Genomic DNA, 19,348 nt, shown 5'->3' on the forward strand with positions numbered 1-19,348 from the left:
GAGGATTTTTGATTAACGAATTTTAAAGTAAAGCTTCGTTTGTAAGCCGTAGTTATACTCTTGAAAATCCCATATTTCGTTTCCGGCTTTTAATGCGATATGATGATAACCGTTCCAATCAATTTTACTCGGTCCACTTCTAAGCGTCCGATAAAGATACTGGGATTCGTCCTTTGGATCTTCCCGAACGATTGCAAAAGTATCTCCTTTTTTCAAACTAACGTGACGAGATGTGCTGAAATACCCCTGTTTCCCTGTGCGGTTCAGCTTCAGTAATTTCGTCACCTTACCTGCCAGATCACGATCATCCTGACCGTTCCCTATCCGATGCTTCCATCGTTTATCTTCAAAACGGTACGTGTCATAGACGATTGAGGCTGTTCCAGCGTATAGGGTGTTATTTTTAATGACGACTTGTCCAAAAGCATAACTTTTATTGGGTGCCAGTAATCGTTTGACGTGTTTTCCATCGATTGAACCAACGACTTCAGGAATAATGATTCCTCCACTGCCAAAGAAAGGACCAACGACTAAATGTTCCAGTTCATTATCCAGTAGTTTTCCTTTATCCAAAACAAAAGATAGACCTTGCTGATCATACGAAAATCGTTTATAAATCGTCTTCCATTGTTTCGCCTTCTTTTGATAAGTTTGTGCTCTGTACACGACATCCTTCAACCCGACTCCACGCTCGTAAATCGTAAATGTCTCTGGCATCTCGTTTCCTAACAAACGAACGGTCACGACTTCGCTGGCTTTATATCCACCCGCTAACTTGCTTTTCTTCAACAGTTTCACCTGACGGGTTAATTCCGCTTGATTACTTGTGCTTGCCTGAACAGGTAGTGATTCAATCAGGAGAAAAGTGAAACACAGAAATATCGCTACGACTAGATTTAATGGCTTTCCCATTATTTCATCTCCTTTTTACAAGTGGGACTGTTCCATATTTAGAACAGTCCCAGTTTCGTCAATTACGGTTTCGTTCGAACGACATGCACCTTCCGGATGACAGTTGTCTGATTGCCTGAGGCATCTTTTACCGAATAGAGAATCGGATAAATACCTTTTTTAGAAGTATTGACGGTTCCTGAAATCTGAATCTTTTTCGTCAAATCTCCGTCTACTTCATCAAATGCGGTCACGCCACGCTTCGGTCGGAACGTTTCATTCATCTTAATCGTCACATCATCTGCTCCTGAAATAGTAGGACGTGCTTGATCTTTGACGATGATCATTCGCTTGACTTGACTGTAGTTCCCCGCAAAATCACTAGCCCGATACGTCAACCAGTAACGACCTGGACGATTCACATCCACTTCTCCTTCAAGCTCTAAGCGGTCTGTAATATCACCGTTCGTCTCATCGATTACACGTACATCCCGGAACGGTTAGAATCGACGTCCTGCAGGAATCGTCTTTTCTAACGCACCTTGAATGCGTGGAGCGATGACATCATCAACCGGGATCATGATGTCATAGACTACTTCTCCTTTTTTATCTTTCACTTCAAAGAAGACAGTTGTTCCACCAACTAACACGACATCTTTCATCGTGAATTTACCCTGTGTATTTGCTTGAACCGTTCTTTGTTCTTGTCCGATTTGAGCAGTCACCGTAAAACCGGATTTTGTCTTTCCAGAAATAAGGTTCGATCGATTATTCAAACCATGTACTTGAAACGGAACAGCTGGTTTATTCGGTTCAACGATGACTTCATACCCACGACTACGATTACCTGCCACATCTTTAACGTAGACCATTAAATGCGTACCGATGCTTTGACGTGGCAAATCGATGTAATACATGTCGGCATAGCGACTCGGACCAGTATGACGCATCGCGATCCGTTCCTGACCGCGATACACTTCGATGATCGTGTCTTCTCCTTCCGTCGCGACAGGTAACATCGTTTGCGTTTCTGGTAATTTCCCGACATGTAGGACTTCAGGTGCCGTCACATCGTTTAACCAGACGACTTTCGTTTCGCTGATACGGTTTTCTACTTGTGCTTCGATTTTGATATGCTTTCCGCTATCCGGATATCCAAAATCAACTGCAAATTTTCCAAACTCGTCAGCTGTCGCTCCAAAGGTTTCTTTCCTGAATGTTTCGCTCGTGACCGTGACGTCTGCAAAAGGTTCAGTCGTTCCTGTGATTCGAAGCTGATCATCATTGATGGACGTTGGGACATCGAGATAAACGCTCTGTTGTTCCTGCACCTCAAGCGTACTACTCGTCTCTTGGTCATTATAAATGGCGTTCACAGTCAAGACAGTTCCTGTAGTTTGCTGCGGAATGTCAGATTCGAATTGACCGTTTCCATCCACTGTTGCCTCGGCAAGTAGCTGAAGACCACTGCGAAATTGGAGCTTCATCCCCGGTACTCCAACTCCTTTGACTTTTGTTTCCGATTGCGCGAGCGGATTCACATGATAAAACGAATAGTTGTGATACCTCACTTCTGAGCGATTTCCTTCTCGATCAATCGTCACATACTTGAGCTGCGTCGTCTGATTCAAGAAAATCGGATTTCCCGAGTAATATTTATGGCTATCCTCGGTCGGTTCAGATCCATCTCGGGTATAATAGACACTTTGATTCGGTTCTACAGAAAACGTCACGAATTGAGGACTACTATAGATACCTCCTTCTAGATTGATTTCTGCTTCTTGAAGATGCAGTTGTTCGATTTGCGCGTGTGCGACTTCGACTTCTAAAAACGGTACGGGTAAGATTAATGAAGTGACGAGTGTCGGTACGATGAATGCTTTCCACGAGAAATTCGACATGTGTTTGCTCCTCTTTGATTTTTTATGAACAGAATTAAAATGAATATATATTCCATTTAATTCTATATTATTCACAATAAAGAATTGTTCCGTATTTCATTACTTCTATCAATCGAATCCTCAGGATTTCAGTAGTACCTAGACGATTTTTTCAATGTATTACGAATGATTTTGAATAGTCCTCTTTTTCAAAGCAGTTCATTTCCATCACTACGAAAAAGCGATCTTCACCTTCTCCGAAGGGACGACCGCTTTTTCTAACATTCCATTAAGAACTCAACTTATCCGCTTGACGCTCTAACAGTCCGAGGCGACGAATCTTTTTCTCCTCGACGACGGCGACGATCGCGAGGGCGATCAAACCGAACAGTAACGCCGCATTGAAGATGATAAATGTATCACTCCAGCCGTGTAATGTAACCGAACCAATCGTTAGACCGTTCGTCTCCGGGTCAGCGATTTTCGCTAGACCGACTTTTGCGATTGAATCACCGAACAAGTAACCGAACGTACCGACCATCCCGTTCGTGACCGTCGTCGCTTGTTTTGGTGCGAAGCTGATGACCGAGACACCGATCAAGAGCTGTGGTCCGTAGATGAGCGCACCGAGTGCAAATAGTGACGCGTAAATCATAAGTTCACTCGTACCGTAACGATAACCGAGGACCGCGACAGCCGTCAGTAAGAGACAAATCGCTGCGACGAGCGCCCGGCGTCCCTTGAGTAAATCGGACACATAACCCCAAATCATACTGCCGCATAAGGCGCCGATCTCAAAGAAGAAGATCGTATTGACGGCACTCTCCGTACTGAAGTGCAAGTGTTCCGTGACATAGAGCGGCGCCCAGTTATCAATCCCGATTCGGACGATGTAAACGAAAACGTTCGCGATACAGAGCGTCCAGATCCAGGGGTTCGAGATGACGTACGTTTTGAAGATTTGCCATTTCGTCATACTTTCAGCAGCAATGTTTTCCGGTTCAATCGGTTCCTCGAAGATTTCTTCACTCCGGTTCCACCCGAGTTCCTCCGGATCATCCTTCCCAATGAACAGACCGACAATTCCGATGACGAGTGCGATCGCAGCTGGGAAGATGAACATCCCGACGACACTTCCGTTAAAGAAGACATTCGCTCCCCACAGTGCGAGACCACCGGCAATCGCTCCACCGATGTTGTGCGAGACGTTCCAGAAACCGAGGTAACGCCCACGTTTTTCAAACGGTGTCCAGCGAGCAATCGTCGAATACGACGATGGTCCCCCGACCGATTGGAAGAACCCACTGAGTCCCCAAAGAACCATCAAGAGACCGACCGGACTTCCACCAGCACTCATCAAGAGTCCCATCGCCGTGACGATCAAGGACGAGAGAATCAATAAGAATGAGATGACACGTTTCGTATTTTTTCCGTCCACGAAATAACCGAGCAATGTTTTCCCGATTCCGTATGTAATCGAGAAAGCGAAACCGATATAACCAAGTTCCGTCGTCGTAAAGCCCAGTTCCTCTTTCAAGAGTGGTTGCGCTGCCTTGAAGTTGTTTCGGATGAGATACATCGCCATGTATGAGAAGAAGACGACTAAGAATGCCTTTAAGAATTGTTGTAACCATTGTTTCCGTTGTACTTCGATTGGTATGCCGGCATTCGGCAATTTTTTGATGCTGAAGAAGCCCATCTTCCATTTCCCCTATCTGAATCAGAGTCTTCGCATCATTTGTCTTGGAGCTGATTGAATCGACGGAGATAGTCCCGGTAATCGGCGACGATATCCTGTCCGACATTTTGCTGGATCGGTTGTGTCTTCGCGATCGCATAGGTCGGCGTACCGAACGAGACCTTCCGCAGAATCGCCTGACCGTCAGCCGAGAGCACGAAACGCATGAAGGCGTTCGCCTGCTTTTGTTGCGTCCGTCCTTTCAGCTTTGAGATCGCGTTGATCGAGTACGTATCGAGTGGGATGCTTTTGACCGGATAATACTTTTCACGCAGCGATTGTTGATCCCCGATGAAATTAACCCCAAGCATCGCTTCCCCACTGGCGACGTACGACGTCGGTGCAAAGCCGTTCGCCGTGAATAGTCGCGTTCGCTCGATTAGCTCGCGTAAGACATCTTCCGCCTTCGTTCCGTATCCGTCAAAGACCGCTTGCAGAATCGTCGCACCGGTACCGGAGTGGTTCGGATCCGGCAAAATCAACGCGTCCTGATACTGCTTCGCCGTCAAGTCAGCGAGTGTCTTCGGATATGGTGCCGCCCCGAATCGGTTGTTCCAGACGTCCGTATTGATGACGATCGCGAGGCGTTCGACTTCGTAGCCGATCCAGTAGCGATCCGGATCCTGTAGTTCTGCTTGATCCATGTCGCTTGGGAACGGTGTCGACAATCCGCGTTGCTTAAGCGTCTGGTGGGCATCCCACGTTCCGCCGATGATGACGTCGGCGCGCGGATGATCCGCTTCCTTCGTCACACGCCGGACGAGTTCTTCTGTCGAGAGACGCACGAACTCATACGTACACCCCGCCTGCTCACAATACGATGACAGCAAGGCGCGACCGATATCCTCTTTCGCAGAGACATACGCCGTCAAATGCGGAACGGTTTCCCGAGCAGCTGTTCCCTGCTTCGTCTGTTCATTGTTGCGGACAATCCAAATGCTCATGAGACAAATGATACTCAGCAAGAAGAGCATTCCTTTTCTCATCGATCTGCCTCCTTCCCGGTCGGCAGGAGTTGTCCTTTTAAATAGAAGGTGTTTCCATTGTCATCATCCATGTACTGGACGCTGAACAATGTCTCATACACAGTAATATTCATTAAGTTGGCACGCGTATTCTGCTCATTCTTGAACCGCTGGAGCTTGAGAATGCGCGGCTGTCCCTGACTGGCATCGAGTGCTTGACCGACTTCTTCATAGTCCGTCATCGGCTCTGCCTGCGCCAGGCGACGCTTGACGTCTTCTCGCTCACGCGCAGTCAAAGAACGAGATCGTCCTGCTGCATACACGGTCACGACTTCCGCCTCAGCGAACTGACGCGCGAGCTGTTCTGGTTCGTGATAGGCGTTCAAGAAGCGTGCTTTTAATGTCGTCGTCTGAGTGCTAGGACGTTGCGCGACACATTTTCCATTTAGCGTCATACTTTCTCCGAGCGAGAACGTCCATGTCGTTCCGTTCAAGAAACGGAGCGTTCCGGTAAACGTCGCCGTATCCGCCGGACAAGTCCCGTTTGTCACCGTCTTCATTTGCTTCAATAGTGTCGTGATGCGCTGGACTTCCGTTCCGTCTTCTACCGTCTGCTCCCCCCATGCCCGGTGACGTAACGTCAACTCGGTCGGGAGCGAGTCATCGGAAGCATTCAGTCGTTTCGGTCCATCGAGGACGTGTAAGCTTCCGAAGACCGTCTGCTGAAGCAAAAGAAGACCGAGGGCAAACAAGATGCCCATTAGGAAGAGATAAGCGATGGTCGATGCTTTCATGATTCCTCTCCTTGCTTGATTCTTAGATTACGGGGCAATTGTTTCGTAAATCCGGTCGAATTGTTTCGTAAATGTATCATTTGTAAGCGATTACATTAAGTCTGATTCGCTAATCGGAAAGTTAATGTGATACGTGTGCCGCTTACATCACTTTCCAGTGCAAAATCGCCACCTTGTTCCTGCATCAGACGTCGGCATAGCGGTAGACCGAGTCCATTCCCACTCGCCGTCGTCAGACTATGCTGCTCGTCCTCCCATTCGGCAAGCACTGCTGGATCAACACCAATTCCGTCATCTGTCATGAGGAGTTGTAGGGTCGTATCCGTACTGACGGTCGAAAACGTCACCGTCATCGCGTCACTGTATTTGACGGCATTCTCGAGAAGATTCAACAAGACTTGTTTCGTCTGATCGGGTTGCCCAAGCACGTAGATCGGTGGAACATCTTGTTTAACTTGAATCCCTTGTCCTTCAAGACGCAATTGCATGATGAATAAGGCGTCGGCAAGCAAGGCGTCGAGCGCGAACATCGTCGACGTCATGTGACGTTCGTTGCGCTGTTGTTTCGCCTGTTCGAGATTATGCGAGACGAGTCGTAACAAGCGCTGGCTCTCGACTTCGATGTAGTGATAACAATGCGCCGCTTCATCTGGGGGTAGCTTGGGGATCAACTCGACATAGCCCATGATGGCCGTCATCGGTGTCCGAAGTTCATGAGTGATGTGATCGATGAACGTCTGTTGGTCGCTTCGTTGTTGTTCGAGCTGTCCGATGTTGTGCTGAATCGCGTCAGCAAGCGTCGAGAAGTCCGCTGCCAGTCGGTTCAATTCCTCATATGGATACGCCGGTAGCGCATGCGCGTAGTGTCCTTTCGTCAAGGCGTGCGAGACACTCCGTAAATCATCGATCGGTCCAATCAACGTCTTTGCCATCCGCCGTGCTGTCCAAACGGCAATTACGATCAAGATCAGAAAGACGCCCGTGAAAACATAGGTGAATTGCCGCAGCAGTTCGGCTTCCGTCCGCAGATCAACAAGAAAACGGACCGAGCCGATGACGTCTGTTTTGCCATACAGCGGACTCGAAAAGAACAGCACCGGAACATCGGTTTCTTTCAGAAAGAGATAACTCGACTTCCCTTTTAACGCTTGATCGGTGTCTCCCGCGAGAAGCGGCAATTGATCGCGTTCCGAATCAGCAAGAAGTTCCGCATTTGGTCCGAATAATTGGACGCGTGCATCGAAGCGGTCCGCGAGATAGGAAGCGATCGGGACTGCCGTATCGGCGAGCGAGTCCGTCTCTTCACTTGCGAGGTAGTTCATCGTGTAGAGCTCCGCTTCCCGACTTAGTTTTTGGACGGACTCGACGGCGTTCTCGTATAGGTTCGATTGGATGAAGGCATAGAGAATCAAGAAGAGGACGAGCAATGCCGGAACGAGGAGCAAGACGAAGTTTTCCGTGATGACCTGGCGTAGCTTCATGCGTCGACCCACTTGTAGCCAACACCGTAAATCGTCTTGATCCGTTCGCCTTGTGCTCCGAGTTTTTTCCGTAAGCGCTGGACCATGATATCGACGGCGCGGGTCTGACCGGAGAAGTCAAAGCCCCAGACTTGCTCGAGCAGTTCATCTCGCTCGAAGACCCGTTTCGGATGCGTCAGGAAGAGCGCGAGCAGCGCATACTCCCGGTACGTCAGCGGCAATGGTTGACCGTCGAGCCGAATAACTCGTTCTTCGGGATCAACAGATAAGAATGGATCAGTCGCGACAGGTACGGGTGGCGCGACCGTCTTCGTGCGTTTCAACAGGTTTTTGACACGCAAGACGAGCTCCGTTCCGTTAAACGGTTTCGTCATATAGTCATCCGCTCCGAGCTGCAGCCCGATGATTTTATCGTTCATCTGATCACGTGCGGTCAGCATCAAGATCGGTAAGTCAGGCGTCGTCAGTCGCAGTTTTGGAATCAAATCGAAACCGGTCGTATCCGGAAGCATCAAATCGAGGACGATCAAATCAAAGGTCTGCGTCTCCTGCAAGGCGAGTGCTGCTGCTCCATCGGCTGCCGTCTCGACCGTCTGACCATCAAGCTCGAGTTGCAATTTGACGAGATGCCGGATGCTCGCCTCATCATCAACGACAAGAATATGCATTGGGATTCCTTCTTTCTGGACAAGTTTTCTGTCCCCTAGCGTATCATGAAATCGTTTGCAATCACACCAGCAGGACAAATGAAAAAGCCAGCTCCCGAAGTAATCTGGGACTGGCTCGAACTTATTTCATCATAACAGGCTAGATTAAAAATCCGCCCCAAACATTTATCTTTTAACGCTCGATAACTTAGCAAAATACCAGATGTTGCTTTTTATATTTATAGAAAAAAGGTTAATCCTTTTCTTTTGTGACATCTACAGTATAATCACTCTCATAATTAATCGGAACAATTTGTCCATCTATCGTTAAACGAAATCCTCTTTGTTCGAGCTCAAGCTCCATTTTCATATCAGCAGGAGTATGTCCTTTTAAATCTTCAAGCCACACATCAGGTTTTGGATAAAAATTAGCTGGACGATTTTCGAGAATGGACAAAGCTTTCTCAAGACCATCATAGTATCCATTCATATATGAATTGTAGTCTGCTGACACGTCTTCTAATGAACTCGATATAAAATCACGGATGATTAATGATTGTGGAAATAGTACTCCGGCTTCCAGATGGGGCGTCATTTTTTCCTTAAGCATTTCGTATAACTTTTCTTCTGACTCTTTTTCTTTATGTAATAAGTAGTATTCTACAACTTCAAGTATTTCATCAACAGTTGCACCATAATCTGCATCAAAGCTTTTTGAACCGAAACTAAGCATTAATTCTGGATTTTCATCTGAAATAATACTTGCTGATATTGAGACAGGTTCTATCCAAAACGCAAAGCGAATCATTCCAAAAGAATTCTCTCTCATAATTTCAGTCAGTGGTTTCCCCTCGTTTAGTTTAAATAGAATTTTTTCCGATGCTTCTTCTATCATATCATCCGCGGTATAAATTAATATCTTTTCTTCTTCTGAACAATACATGAACCATTCCTCCTATACGTATCAACTCTTTTTATGCTTACTAAAAAACGAGTATAAGCTTACTTACAACCAGCGAAGCATACTTAAAAATAACCACTCTTTAATTATATGTTAATTTTTGATATTTTATAACTTATTTTGTTTTCTTCACGCAATTTAATTATACAGATTTCTTTTTTTCACATTGATGATCAAAGATTACTTACGACTTACTTAAAATTAAAAAAGTCTCCTCGTTCGAGAAGACTTTTATCAAAAATATTATATACTAAATTCTCTTTTGGATTTTATATATAAGAGTGCATTTTTAAATTCTGCGAAAGTTGCCATTGAGTCAATTTCAATTTTGTATTTCTTTGATATTTTTTCAAAGTCTACTCCTGTATGCGAACTAATACTATTCAAAAAATCATCTTTGAAATAAGTTTGATTGATCAGATAGAATTTTAATAGATCTAAACGAACTGCGAAGAGTTCCATTCTTCTAAAAAATACTGGTCTTTGTAACGAAGGAATCAATGTTGTAATTTCTTCGAATTTTTTTTGTAAGCCAACAATCCCATACAATGCATCTTCAACATTCTTATCCTCCATTATTCGTTTTGACCAAATTGTACTTATCCCCTCTTCTAAATCAATCTCGATATCGTGTAAATCATCCATTAGTTGAAAGATTGCACCCATCCCAAAAAAGTGCCGGAATGCCATTTTGTCGAGTTTACCTAGCGCAATATAACCATAAAACGCAAATGCATAACCACCCTTTTTTAAAGAAATTTCTATGATATCTTTCTCATCTAGTGTTTCATTTTTTTGACGCAATGAATGAACTTGCCATTTATGCAATTCTACTAATATTTCAACTAATTCAGGGTTTGACTCCACTGGGTATTCATCATAAATAATATCGATAAGACGAAACACAGCATTTAATTCTTCGTATTCACTAATGATTTCTTGCCCTTCGATTTTCTTCTGCATTTGTTGAAGCATCTCATCAGTGACATCATTTCGATCGATAAAATCATCTTCAGCCGGATGAATTGCTGAAGCTGCAAACATGATTCTTCTCATTTTTTCAGGTAATAACAATTCTCCGGTAGTCATGACACCGTGTATGTATAAATTGAAATAATTAAAGAGACATCGTTGTTCTCCATCTTCAACATATGAAATTTCATATTTATTACTAAATCGCATTAAATCTTCTAGGCACTCATAAATGATATACCAAATAGCAACTGCATAATGTTCCACTTTAGGTTTCCAAAAAGAACGGTGACTATTATCAATATACTGATTCAGCTGACGAAACATGTCTTCTAACTTTAGTTCTTTCGACTGCTGTATATCAGCAAAATGATTATCTAGTACCTTAATCATTTTTTCATTTTTATCTATTTCAGGAATAGCAAAATAGTCAAATAGACTTACTTCTTTTTCTTTAATTGACTTAAAATACTCTTCAGAGAACGAGTCTACAATGAAATTTACCTCTTCTTCAATAGTTTCATGAGTACTTGGAACGTCTTCGTTGTCGTTGTACATGGATATAGCAAATTCCGCCAAACTATCAATTGAACTTTTGCTAAACTTTAGAACTTCAGTTTCCTGCTGCTGATATACACGAATTTCTTGATGAAGATGCTTCCGTAACTTAAACTGTTCAAGTTTATGAATTTTTTTATTGAAATCGTATTGAACCCATTTCATATAAATTTTTTTAAATAAATATTTTTTTACCATTTGCATTGTCAACTCCTAACAATTCTAAATTTCATTACATAAAAACAGAAGCATCTAAAAATACGAATAGATGATTCCAGCGTAAGATATCGTCTAAAAATTAAATCGTAATCTAATTGTTTCATTAATCAGTGTTTTATTATGACAATATGTACTTCCTTCATTTCGGAAATACTTATTATCACCATCTCCACCTGAATAGGATAAGAAATTAAAACTACCATTTATATAATGAATATCATCACAAATCAATAATTTTTCATGCGTCTGTCCAAATTTCAATTTAAATAGATCATGATACGGTTCAGCAATACGAACTAATTCTTTAGCAATTTTTTGTGTATTCAAGTCTCTAAAATCTTGTTTCTCATCTAAATGATCAGTAATGCCACAAATTATTCGAACCTTTACACCACGTTTTAATAAATTTATTAGATCTCTTTTAAATTCATCGTTAATTATATAATTGTTCATCCACGGACTAATGATATAAAGTGATTTCTCTGCATTTTTCAAATAACTTAAAAATTGCTCTCGAATATTATAGTTCATAATATATTGAATCGAGACATCTTCAGTTTTTAAACTTTTAAGATTTGTTAATGACTGTTCATATTCATTTACTTTAATTTTCATTTCTTCGTTATCTAGAATATCGTCTTCATGACGCTCATTTATCGAAACTTTAGGCTCTTGAATATCAATTACTTCGACAGTTTTATCTTCGGTCGAACTTTGCATTAACTCATTTTCTATTATAGACACTGGTTTTACTAAATTAATCATCTCGTTAGCATAGTTTTTCAATGCATTCAAAATAGAATCAATAGATACTTGCTCTGCATCATCAACAATTAAACTATCAAAATAATTATCATCTGCCAAATTCATGATCGACTCCGTGACTTGTGGGTCAATATAATTTTTTCCACAAGGATCATGAGCTAACAATTTAAACTCTCCCTCAGAGTTTTTAAACACTAAAATACGATACTCATGATAGTACACTTCTCGATCTGTCAATAATTCAAAGTTTTCAATATTAACAATTTTCTGCGATTCGATATTTTCATTTTTTACTTTTTCGACTTCATCGATTTTATCAAGAGCTTGCCGAGAAAGCTCTTTAAAATGTAAGTCAGATTCATACTTTGGAAAGACTGTAGGCGTAATGACAATTTGATTAGTTGCCTTTTCAATATCTTTAAACTTTTTAAATTGATGCTTCTCAGACGATCCAAAGAAATCTAGTTTATATTGATCACTAAGACCGTCATAATACCAATCAGTAAACATATTTTTAGGTTCATATCGCGTTCTCTTTTTAATTAATTTTGTGCCCATAGTTGTAAATTGATATGTTACTTGACCATTTATATTTTTTGTAGCCAAGTAATTACTATCCAACAATGGTTTTACTGCTGCTTCAAAAACTTCTTCATCCAACGCAAGTACGAACATAATTTTTTCTCTTACCGAAATACCACGCTCTATGCACCTACATATAAAATCTTCTACCATTTTCAAATCAGATTCATATAAATAATCCATCTGTAAAGTAACTTTGAAAAATGGAATCCACACTCCATAAGAACCGCTTAAATGAAACTCATCCATGTAGGCCTCATACCTCTCATGGATTCGTTCAATTGTATTTAATTCCATACGGCTTCACCATCCTTTACAAAGTTCTTTAAAGGTAGAACTGAATTTTTATTTTTTAAATCCTTTATCATTCGATCAATCTTTCTTACTTTTGATTGATTACTATCGATGAAATTGATATTGCCAATAAAAATAGATAATTCTTGTGCTCTAGATAAAGCAACATTCATTCGAGATTCTTCTCGAATATGTCCAATTTGTCCATTGTGGTTATTTCGTACTAGACTATTGATTACGATATTTTTTTCTCTTCCTTGGAATGCATCAACTGTATTAATTTCAATATCAAGCATTGTATACTGCTTCGTATCAATAAATTCTAGCAACTTATGCATCTGCGCTTTATACGGACTGATGATCCCTACCGTTTTAGGAACTTCCAAATGATCATTTAACCAATTAAGGATAGATTCAATAGCAAAAACTTCTCCTTCATTCGAGAAAGAAGTATTTTCTTTTTTCTCAAGGAATCGATCCGTATTCGGAGTATCTACCCAATAAAATGCATTAGAAAGAATATTTTCTAATGAATGTTTTTTATCCTTTACGTTATCACCATCTAGTAACTTATTGTCATAATAATATCTAGATACTGCATCCGAAATTCCTGGACTCATCCGGAATTGTTTATTTAAAAAAGTCTTTAACATTGGATGTGCGTCTTCATACATTAATCCAAATAATGACTTTTTATATACATTATTAATTTCTTCAGAATCAACAATGTTATCTTTTTCTAACTTCACTAAAATATCTCGTTCTAATGTCGGACTAATTTGTTTATGGTCACCAACTAATACAATCTTCTTTCCTCTGATTAAAGGAATGAGTAACTCCATACTAGAGGCGCGGGCTGCTTCATCTAAAATCACATAATCAAATTCAGTATTTAAGAAGTGATTGTTATTTGTTGAGGCAATTCCTAAGCACGTTGCGCAAATAAGATTCGAAGAGTTAATATAAATGTCTTCAAAATTTTCTTGATAATATTGCAATTTTTTATTCCATTCATTTTGAATATCTTGAGACATCTCGTACAATTCTAATTCTTCTTTGTTGAATTTATACGATGAAATAAAATTAGATGTACGTTCTAACTCTTGAGAAACAGAAAGACTTTCAAAAGTTATTCCATAGTATGACAAGTACGTTTGAATATGATGATTTTGCTGATAAGTCAATAACGCTTCTTCAAATTTCTTAATTATCGCCTTCTTTTTGGCTCTTTCTACATCAAGTTCCGAAATACGCACTTCTTGTTTCTCCATGGCATTTTGAATCGAAATTATTTCTTCATGTTCTGTTAGCTGATTTAATAAATGGACATACGATATAACCGACGAAAATTCTTTTTTAAACTGATCGATATCACTCCACAATGTTATGAATTTTTCTTTAGAAATTGAAGAAGTACCGAAATGTTTTTCCCAAATAGAAGAGTTATTAGAAATTGCTTTTTCAATCATCTCTTTTATTTCTAAAGCTAAATTTCTTAAACCAAGTGCCTTTTTATTCATGCCAGACATCTTTTCATCAATTTTTGACAACTTATATTTATACTCGTGTAAATCCATTTCAAGATCATTCATAGCGGCATTTAGATTTTGGATATCTTTCATCAAATAAGTTTTCATTTGTTCTGATAAACCATTATATTGATTTTCTAAATCACTGATTGCACTATTTATTTGTTGCATTTCTTCAACGATTTGCTCCATTTCAGAAATACTTAGTACTCTTTCTTCTTTCAATGATTTAATTTCAGCAACTATCGCTTGGATTTCTTCAATCAAACCCTTATAAATACTCAAGTTGTTAATATTTTCTTCCGATAGTCGAATTTTATTCATTAAATCAGCACTCAATTTATTTTTTTGTAAACTATTTAAACTATTTGCTTGAATTTCCTTAATATGATTTAAATAACTTAAGTTTTCTCCAAGCAGTTTATTTTTTGTTTGAAATTCTATATTTAATACGCGTAATTTATCTTTTAAAGAAGTAAGCTTATGCTCAAGTTGAGAAAATGCTTCATTATTTACAGTATAGTTTTGCTTCATATTAATAATTTTTTTATTTCATTGTTCATATATTCATGAGCTTGAAATAGTGATTTAGTTTTTTCTAATTCTGTTCTCACTTTCTTAAAATGGTTAGGACGATTTGATAATGTAGTAGTAATTTCTTTTTGCAAATTCTCGACGCGCTGCTCTAACGCATACTGGATACTGTCTAATTCAAATTTTTCTTCAGAGCCAATACGAATAGCACGCACATTATCCTTATGACCAATTCTTTGTAAAACATTATCTACAGCCAGATTCGTTTGTGACGATAATAATATTTTTTGATTGTCATTTACTAAATATTGAATGATTTCACTTATAACTGTCGTTTTGCCTGTTCCAGGAGGACCTTGAATCAAGTAGATATCGTTTGTATTGAGAGCACCGAGTACGGCTTCTTTTTGTTTGTCTTTAAATTGATGGAATTGATCTGATAGTAATTCTGTCTTGACATGACTATGAACTACAGGATTTTTAATCATTCCAATTTCAGGCATGAAGGATTTTAGTTGAGCATTGGCACTCTCACCCTTGAATAACCTTTTTAACGCTTCACTTTCCCGATTGAGTTTTGACTTCGCACCGATATCATCAATCCAAAAAAAGCCAGCCTTTAAATCATCTTTTTGAATCAATCTTTCAATAATAGACGGCTTAGATTGTATAACAATAAGACGTTCACCTTTTCTATATTTTTTAATGCGCCCCAATCCAAATCCTCTCAGTGTTTTTAAGTGTATATTTCCTAATTGTTTTTGCTTGTTCCAAACTTCTTTTGAAGTAATCACAACATTTTCATCGACTGAATATTTGAGATTTACTCCAGATATATGCATCTTGATTAAATGGTTATCAAAATCAATAGTAAAATGTGAAAATTCAGAGACAGAATCCACTTTTTTCTCAAACAACGCTTCTTCTTGATATTTCTTTAAAATATCGTGATTTTCCCAGTATGCTACGTATTTTTCGAAGTCTAAACCATCTTCAATTGAAAAAGAATCTTTATTGTTTTTCCGTAAATCTTCTTCAATAAAATCTAATGAATGTTCACCGAGATTCTTATTATTTTTTTCTAAACGATAGGCTTCATTCGATAAAATAAATGACCAGTTTCCCGCTAATATTTTTCCGCGCTCTAATATGAAATGATATTGAAAGTCCTTCACTCTTTTTACTGCAACAACTTTTAAACTATTTTTTTCTGAAGCCTGAGTACATATGAGTGCAATTTTTTTAGACCAAATTTTTATTTGCTTTCCTTCTTCACGATAAAGCAATCCTCGGTTGTTAGGCGAGAATTCTCTTTGCAGTACATTTGCTATATCTGTAAATTTTTCATCATTTTCTAGAAACAACATTTTTAATTCATCAATAATTCTCGGTAATAGAATGATGTTCTTCATTTAGAGCCTCCACTTCATTCAATTAATCTAATAAATCGGCCATAATATCTTCTAACTCGACTTTGTCCTCATATTTTATTGCTTCAATAATTCGCTTTCCTTGCTTTACTTCATCGTGTTTCTTTAATGAATTCATTAATACAATTGCTTCTTCAACTTGTGCATTCTCTATGAAGTGCGATTCAACTCTAGCTTTTTCTTTTCTAGAACCTTCAACGCTGTATCCATATTTGTGTGTATGTGTCACTTCGATACCTGTACTTAATATTTTTGCTTTAATCATCAAAATCCCATCAGTATTGTATTTAAAGGTAACTCGAATTTTTTCATCTCCTGCTAACCTTTCTGGAATATTTCGAACAACAAAGGTACATACTTCTTCATTATTTGTTGCTCGATTAGATTCACCTTGATAAATTTCAAGTTCCATCGTGTTCTGGTAATTTAACGCAGTTGAATATTCTTCACTAAATTCTTCGCCGTACGGAAAGTTTTTAGTGATCAATGGATCGAATAGATCATTTTCGACTCCATCTCCGTACTTTAATCCTAGAGTAAACGGACAAACATCCCTTGTGACTTTAATTTTTTTCTTCAACAGTGATACGCCAGCTAAGTTTGCAGCCTCTATTCCTGCTCCAACAGCTACACATTCATCAGGATTTATGTTTCCCATAGTTGTCTTTATATTTAAATCTTTTTCAATCATTTTCTTTACTAAAGGAATCCGACTACTTCCCCCAACAAGTAATACTTTATTAATGTATCTCAAGGAGATGTTACTATCGGATGCCACACCTTTAACAATTTCAATTGTTTTTTTTATTTCATGAGCAATTAATGCTTCAAATTCACTTCTTTTGATTTTTTTAAAGTATCCAACCGTACCCCCGTTAGGTTTTTTGAGAGCTGGTATACTGATTGAAGCCTCATATTTTTCTGTTAAATCAATTTTTAACAACTCGACCGCTTCAAAAATTTGAAGTGCACCGAATTCTAATTTCATACTTGAACCATTAAATCGAAATCCTTTTGTTTTCATTAAATCTTGATTGATAGCATTAAACATCAAACGATCGATATCACTACCACCTAATTCACGATTACCACCAGTAGCTAAAATCTTTACACTTTGTCCACCGTAGCTACTTGTAATTTCCGCAATCGATACATCGAACGTACCGCCACCATAGTCGTAACAAAGTACAGTTTCTTTTTGGATATTATTTTCTGCAGCATACGCTAATAAGGCTGCTGTTGGCTCATTAATAATTTTACGAACATTAAATCCTGCTATTTCACCAGCCTGAATAATTTCTTTTCTTTGTGCATCTGAAAATTGTGCTGGAACTGTGATTACAACATCTTTAACCTCTTCGTTAAAGTATAGTTGTAAGTTTCGCTTGATTTTCCTTAAAATGATTGCCGCTACTTCATAGGGTTGTAACATTTGATTATCAAATTTTATTGTTTTTTTCTTGCCGATGTATTTCTTTATTTCCTTGATTCCGTCTCCTTTAGAGAAAGCACCTAGATTCTCTTTTGCTTCTTTTCCGACGATTAATTTTCCATCAAACTTACACACGACAGAAGGTAAAGTATGCTCAATATCCTTACTTTGAATGGTCCGAACTTTTCCATTTTGTACAAACGTGACTAGTGAGTTGGTCGTTCCAAAGTCTATTCCAACGATTTTATTCATGTATACTTTCCTCCCAACGATAGACAATAACTGAAGCTTTTCTCTTTAGCTCCCCTTTAACTGTAATTCCTTTTTTAATAACTTCTTTAATTAAAAATTCTTTTGAAATATCTTCTGTCTCACAAATATCGATAGTTATACATTTATCTAATTCAAGACGATCACCAGCATCAATCTCTAAATAAGAGATGTGAAGTGCGTGTAAGATTTGATTGAACTGTGCATCAACTTCTCCAACGAATAATTGATCAGCAGAATAACTGTATGATTCAATAAAATCTAAAATTAGAATGGCTTTTTCAACAACTTTTGCGTACATTTCTTCAAATTCAAGACTTTTAGCGTGTAACGTTTCAATCATTCTTGAATCGATGATTTCATTTTTCACTTCGTCATTATTCACATGATTAGGATCTTTGATCATTTCAATTTGTTCATTCAAAGGTTGGTTTTTCATCTTCTCAACTAAATGTGCTCCTAAATAAATCCATTCATCTACATTTTCAAGAGCTTGCGTTGTTCGTTGCGCTGTAAAATAGAAAGCTTCACGTGTGTCTATCGATAATTCTAATTTTTCTTTTATAGATTCAATCAATAAATCAAGATAATTATTGAGTAAACGGTATTGTATCCAGTCGTTCATTAAAATTAAGTCATTTGAATTCACAGGAGTTCTTTTGACGTCTTGCTTCTCAAAAGTCGTTGGTTTTGAATTAGAAGAATAGGCTTGATGAACGGTCTCCATTGATGGTTTTGAAAACTGATTAGTTTTTCGATCAAATTGAAAACGTTTGTCTTTAAATACTCCATCACAAATAATATCTGACATTTTTCTTAGCCTCCTTATTTTTTTCAGCAAGTTTTTTATACACGAAAAAAGCATCATTTTTCTCTCCTTGTGTTTGTTTCATTTATCGTTAAAAACTTATATAGTGTGTTAGAAAAATAGCTTTCCTTTTTAAAAAATCTAAAAATATAGATTTCTCTTTTTTACATAAAACATTAATCAAATCGTTTGAATCATTCATAAAAGATTGAAGATAATTAGATAAAAAGAGCAGTTTCTCTTCTGAAACTGCTCTTTTGGGGACGTATTCTGCTAAAAGGTTTGCATAACAGGCATCACTTTCTTTTAAGTTACATATGAATAAAAAAGTTTCTTTTGGATAACCTGTAGGAACAAACTTGTCAGCTAGCTTAGTTGAAGTAAGTTGTGTTAATACACTATGTTTCATTATCTTTTTGATAACTATTAGTACTTCTTCTTGCCAAAGCTTTGCTTTAATTGGCCATGCTGATTGATTTTTTATATATACCACTTCTAGACTATCTACCACTTCTTTTATGCACAGTAGTTGTAAATAATCTAGCTCTAGTTGTAAAAGATCACTTTTCTGAGATTTAGCTGTATTTACATTCATATC

The 19,348-nt window shown here is 38.7% G+C and carries 16 protein-coding genes; all 16 read right to left on the reverse strand.

Annotated features, from left to right (window positions below; genetic code table 11):
• Positions 1-12: 12 nt before the first annotated feature.
• Positions 13-912 (reverse strand): hypothetical protein, encoded by a 900-nt coding sequence (locus K7G97_RS14175; protein WP_223040856.1) that lies wholly within the window; start codon positions 910-912, stop codon positions 13-15.
• A gap of 62 nt (positions 913-974) precedes the next feature.
• Positions 975-1,370, reverse strand: a complete 396-nt coding sequence (locus K7G97_RS14180; RefSeq protein WP_262415836.1) for a DUF5011 domain-containing protein — start codon at positions 1,368-1,370, stop codon at positions 975-977.
• A 21-nt stretch (positions 1,371-1,391) separates the two neighbouring features.
• A complete protein-coding gene (locus K7G97_RS14185; protein ID WP_223040858.1) occupies positions 1,392-2,792 on the reverse strand; it encodes an Ig-like domain-containing protein in 1,401 nt (466 codons plus the stop codon).
• A gap of 268 nt (positions 2,793-3,060) precedes the next feature.
• Complete coding sequence (gene uhpT, locus K7G97_RS14190) at positions 3,061-4,470, reverse strand: hexose-6-phosphate:phosphate antiporter UhpT (RefSeq protein WP_223040859.1); 1,410 nt, start codon at positions 4,468-4,470, stop codon at positions 3,061-3,063.
• Between the two features lie 35 nt (positions 4,471-4,505).
• Positions 4,506-5,495, reverse strand: a complete 990-nt coding sequence (locus tag K7G97_RS14195) for an ABC transporter substrate-binding protein (RefSeq protein ID WP_223040860.1) — start codon at positions 5,493-5,495, stop codon at positions 4,506-4,508.
• Positions 5,492-6,268 (reverse strand): DUF3919 family protein, encoded by a 777-nt coding sequence (locus K7G97_RS14200; protein ID WP_223040861.1) that lies wholly within the window; start codon positions 6,266-6,268, stop codon positions 5,492-5,494. The genes K7G97_RS14195 and K7G97_RS14200 overlap by 4 nt, the downstream gene beginning before the upstream one ends.
• Positions 6,269-6,363: 95 nt before the next feature.
• Positions 6,364-7,749: a sensor histidine kinase gene (locus K7G97_RS14205; RefSeq protein ID WP_223040862.1), complete on the reverse strand. Its 1,386-nt coding sequence runs from the start codon at positions 7,747-7,749 to the stop codon at positions 6,364-6,366.
• Positions 7,746-8,417, reverse strand: a complete 672-nt coding sequence (locus K7G97_RS14210; protein WP_223040863.1) for a response regulator transcription factor — start codon at positions 8,415-8,417, stop codon at positions 7,746-7,748. The genes K7G97_RS14205 and K7G97_RS14210 overlap by 4 nt, the downstream gene beginning before the upstream one ends.
• A 232-nt stretch (positions 8,418-8,649) precedes the next feature.
• The gene (locus K7G97_RS14215; protein ID WP_223040864.1) at positions 8,650-9,339 is read right to left on the reverse strand and encodes a hypothetical protein; all 690 of its coding nucleotides are present in this window, start codon (positions 9,337-9,339) and stop codon (positions 8,650-8,652) included.
• A 261-nt stretch (positions 9,340-9,600) separates the two neighbouring features.
• The gene (locus K7G97_RS14220) at positions 9,601-11,091 is read right to left on the reverse strand and encodes a class 1 isoprenoid biosynthesis enzyme (RefSeq protein ID WP_223040865.1); all 1,491 of its coding nucleotides are present in this window, start codon (positions 11,089-11,091) and stop codon (positions 9,601-9,603) included.
• 87 nt (positions 11,092-11,178) lie between these two features.
• Positions 11,179-12,750, reverse strand: a complete 1,572-nt coding sequence (locus K7G97_RS14225; RefSeq protein WP_223040866.1) for a phospholipase D-like domain-containing protein — start codon at positions 12,748-12,750, stop codon at positions 11,179-11,181.
• Positions 12,741-14,810: an AAA domain-containing protein gene (locus K7G97_RS14230; RefSeq protein ID WP_223040867.1), complete on the reverse strand. Its 2,070-nt coding sequence runs from the start codon at positions 14,808-14,810 to the stop codon at positions 12,741-12,743. The genes K7G97_RS14225 and K7G97_RS14230 overlap by 10 nt, the downstream gene beginning before the upstream one ends.
• Positions 14,807-16,222 carry an AAA domain-containing protein gene (locus tag K7G97_RS14235; protein WP_223040868.1) on the reverse strand — a complete coding sequence of 472 codons (1,416 nt, stop codon included), beginning with the start codon at positions 16,220-16,222 and terminating at the stop codon, positions 14,807-14,809. The genes K7G97_RS14230 and K7G97_RS14235 overlap by 4 nt, the downstream gene beginning before the upstream one ends.
• A 22-nt stretch (positions 16,223-16,244) precedes the next feature.
• Complete coding sequence (locus K7G97_RS14240; protein WP_223040869.1) at positions 16,245-17,924, reverse strand: Hsp70 family protein; 1,680 nt, start codon at positions 17,922-17,924, stop codon at positions 16,245-16,247.
• Positions 17,917-18,753, reverse strand: coding sequence for a hypothetical protein (locus tag K7G97_RS14245; protein ID WP_223040870.1), 837 nt, complete (start codon positions 18,751-18,753; stop codon positions 17,917-17,919). Before K7G97_RS14245 ends, K7G97_RS14240 begins: the two co-directional genes overlap by 8 nt.
• 88 nt (positions 18,754-18,841) lie before the next feature.
• The gene (locus K7G97_RS14250) at positions 18,842-19,345 is read right to left on the reverse strand and encodes a hypothetical protein (RefSeq protein WP_223040871.1); all 504 of its coding nucleotides are present in this window, start codon (positions 19,343-19,345) and stop codon (positions 18,842-18,844) included.
• Between the last annotated feature and the right edge of the window lie 3 nt (positions 19,346-19,348).

It is taken from the genome of Exiguobacterium acetylicum (assembly GCF_019890935.1).
GTDB lineage: Bacteria > Bacillota > Bacilli > Exiguobacteriales > Exiguobacteriaceae > Exiguobacterium_A > Exiguobacterium_A abrahamii.

Coding starts and splice junctions, on each gene's coding strand:
- K7G97_RS14175 (WP_223040856.1), bottom strand. CDS start 912: ATGGGAAAGCCATTAAATCTAGTCGTAGCGATATTTCTGTGTTTCACT.
- K7G97_RS14185 (WP_223040858.1), bottom strand. CDS start 2,792: ATGTCGAATTTCTCGTGGAAAGCATTCATCGTACCGACACTCGTCACT.
- uhpT (WP_223040859.1), bottom strand. CDS start 4,470: ATGGGCTTCTTCAGCATCAAAAAATTGCCGAATGCCGGCATACCAATC.
- K7G97_RS14195 (WP_223040860.1), bottom strand. CDS start 5,495: ATGAGAAAAGGAATGCTCTTCTTGCTGAGTATCATTTGTCTCATGAGC.
- K7G97_RS14200 (WP_223040861.1), bottom strand. CDS start 6,268: ATGAAAGCATCGACCATCGCTTATCTCTTCCTAATGGGCATCTTGTTT.
- K7G97_RS14205 (WP_223040862.1), bottom strand. CDS start 7,749: ATGAAGCTACGCCAGGTCATCACGGAAAACTTCGTCTTGCTCCTCGTT.
- K7G97_RS14210 (WP_223040863.1), bottom strand. CDS start 8,417: ATGCATATTCTTGTCGTTGATGATGAGGCGAGCATCCGGCATCTCGTC.
- K7G97_RS14215 (WP_223040864.1), bottom strand. CDS start 9,339: ATGTATTGTTCAGAAGAAGAAAAGATATTAATTTATACCGCGGATGAT.
- K7G97_RS14220 (WP_223040865.1), bottom strand. CDS start 11,091: ATGCAAATGGTAAAAAAATATTTATTTAAAAAAATTTATATGAAATGG.
- K7G97_RS14225 (WP_223040866.1), bottom strand. CDS start 12,750: ATGGAATTAAATACAATTGAACGAATCCATGAGAGGTATGAGGCCTAC.
- K7G97_RS14230 (WP_223040867.1), bottom strand. CDS start 14,810: ATGAAGCAAAACTATACTGTAAATAATGAAGCATTTTCTCAACTTGAG.
- K7G97_RS14235 (WP_223040868.1), bottom strand. CDS start 16,222: ATGAAGAACATCATTCTATTACCGAGAATTATTGATGAATTAAAAATG.
- K7G97_RS14240 (WP_223040869.1), bottom strand. CDS start 17,924: ATGAATAAAATCGTTGGAATAGACTTTGGAACGACCAACTCACTAGTC.
- K7G97_RS14245 (WP_223040870.1), bottom strand. CDS start 18,753: ATGTCAGATATTATTTGTGATGGAGTATTTAAAGACAAACGTTTTCAA.
- K7G97_RS14250 (WP_223040871.1), bottom strand. CDS start 19,345: ATGAATGTAAATACAGCTAAATCTCAGAAAAGTGATCTTTTACAACTA.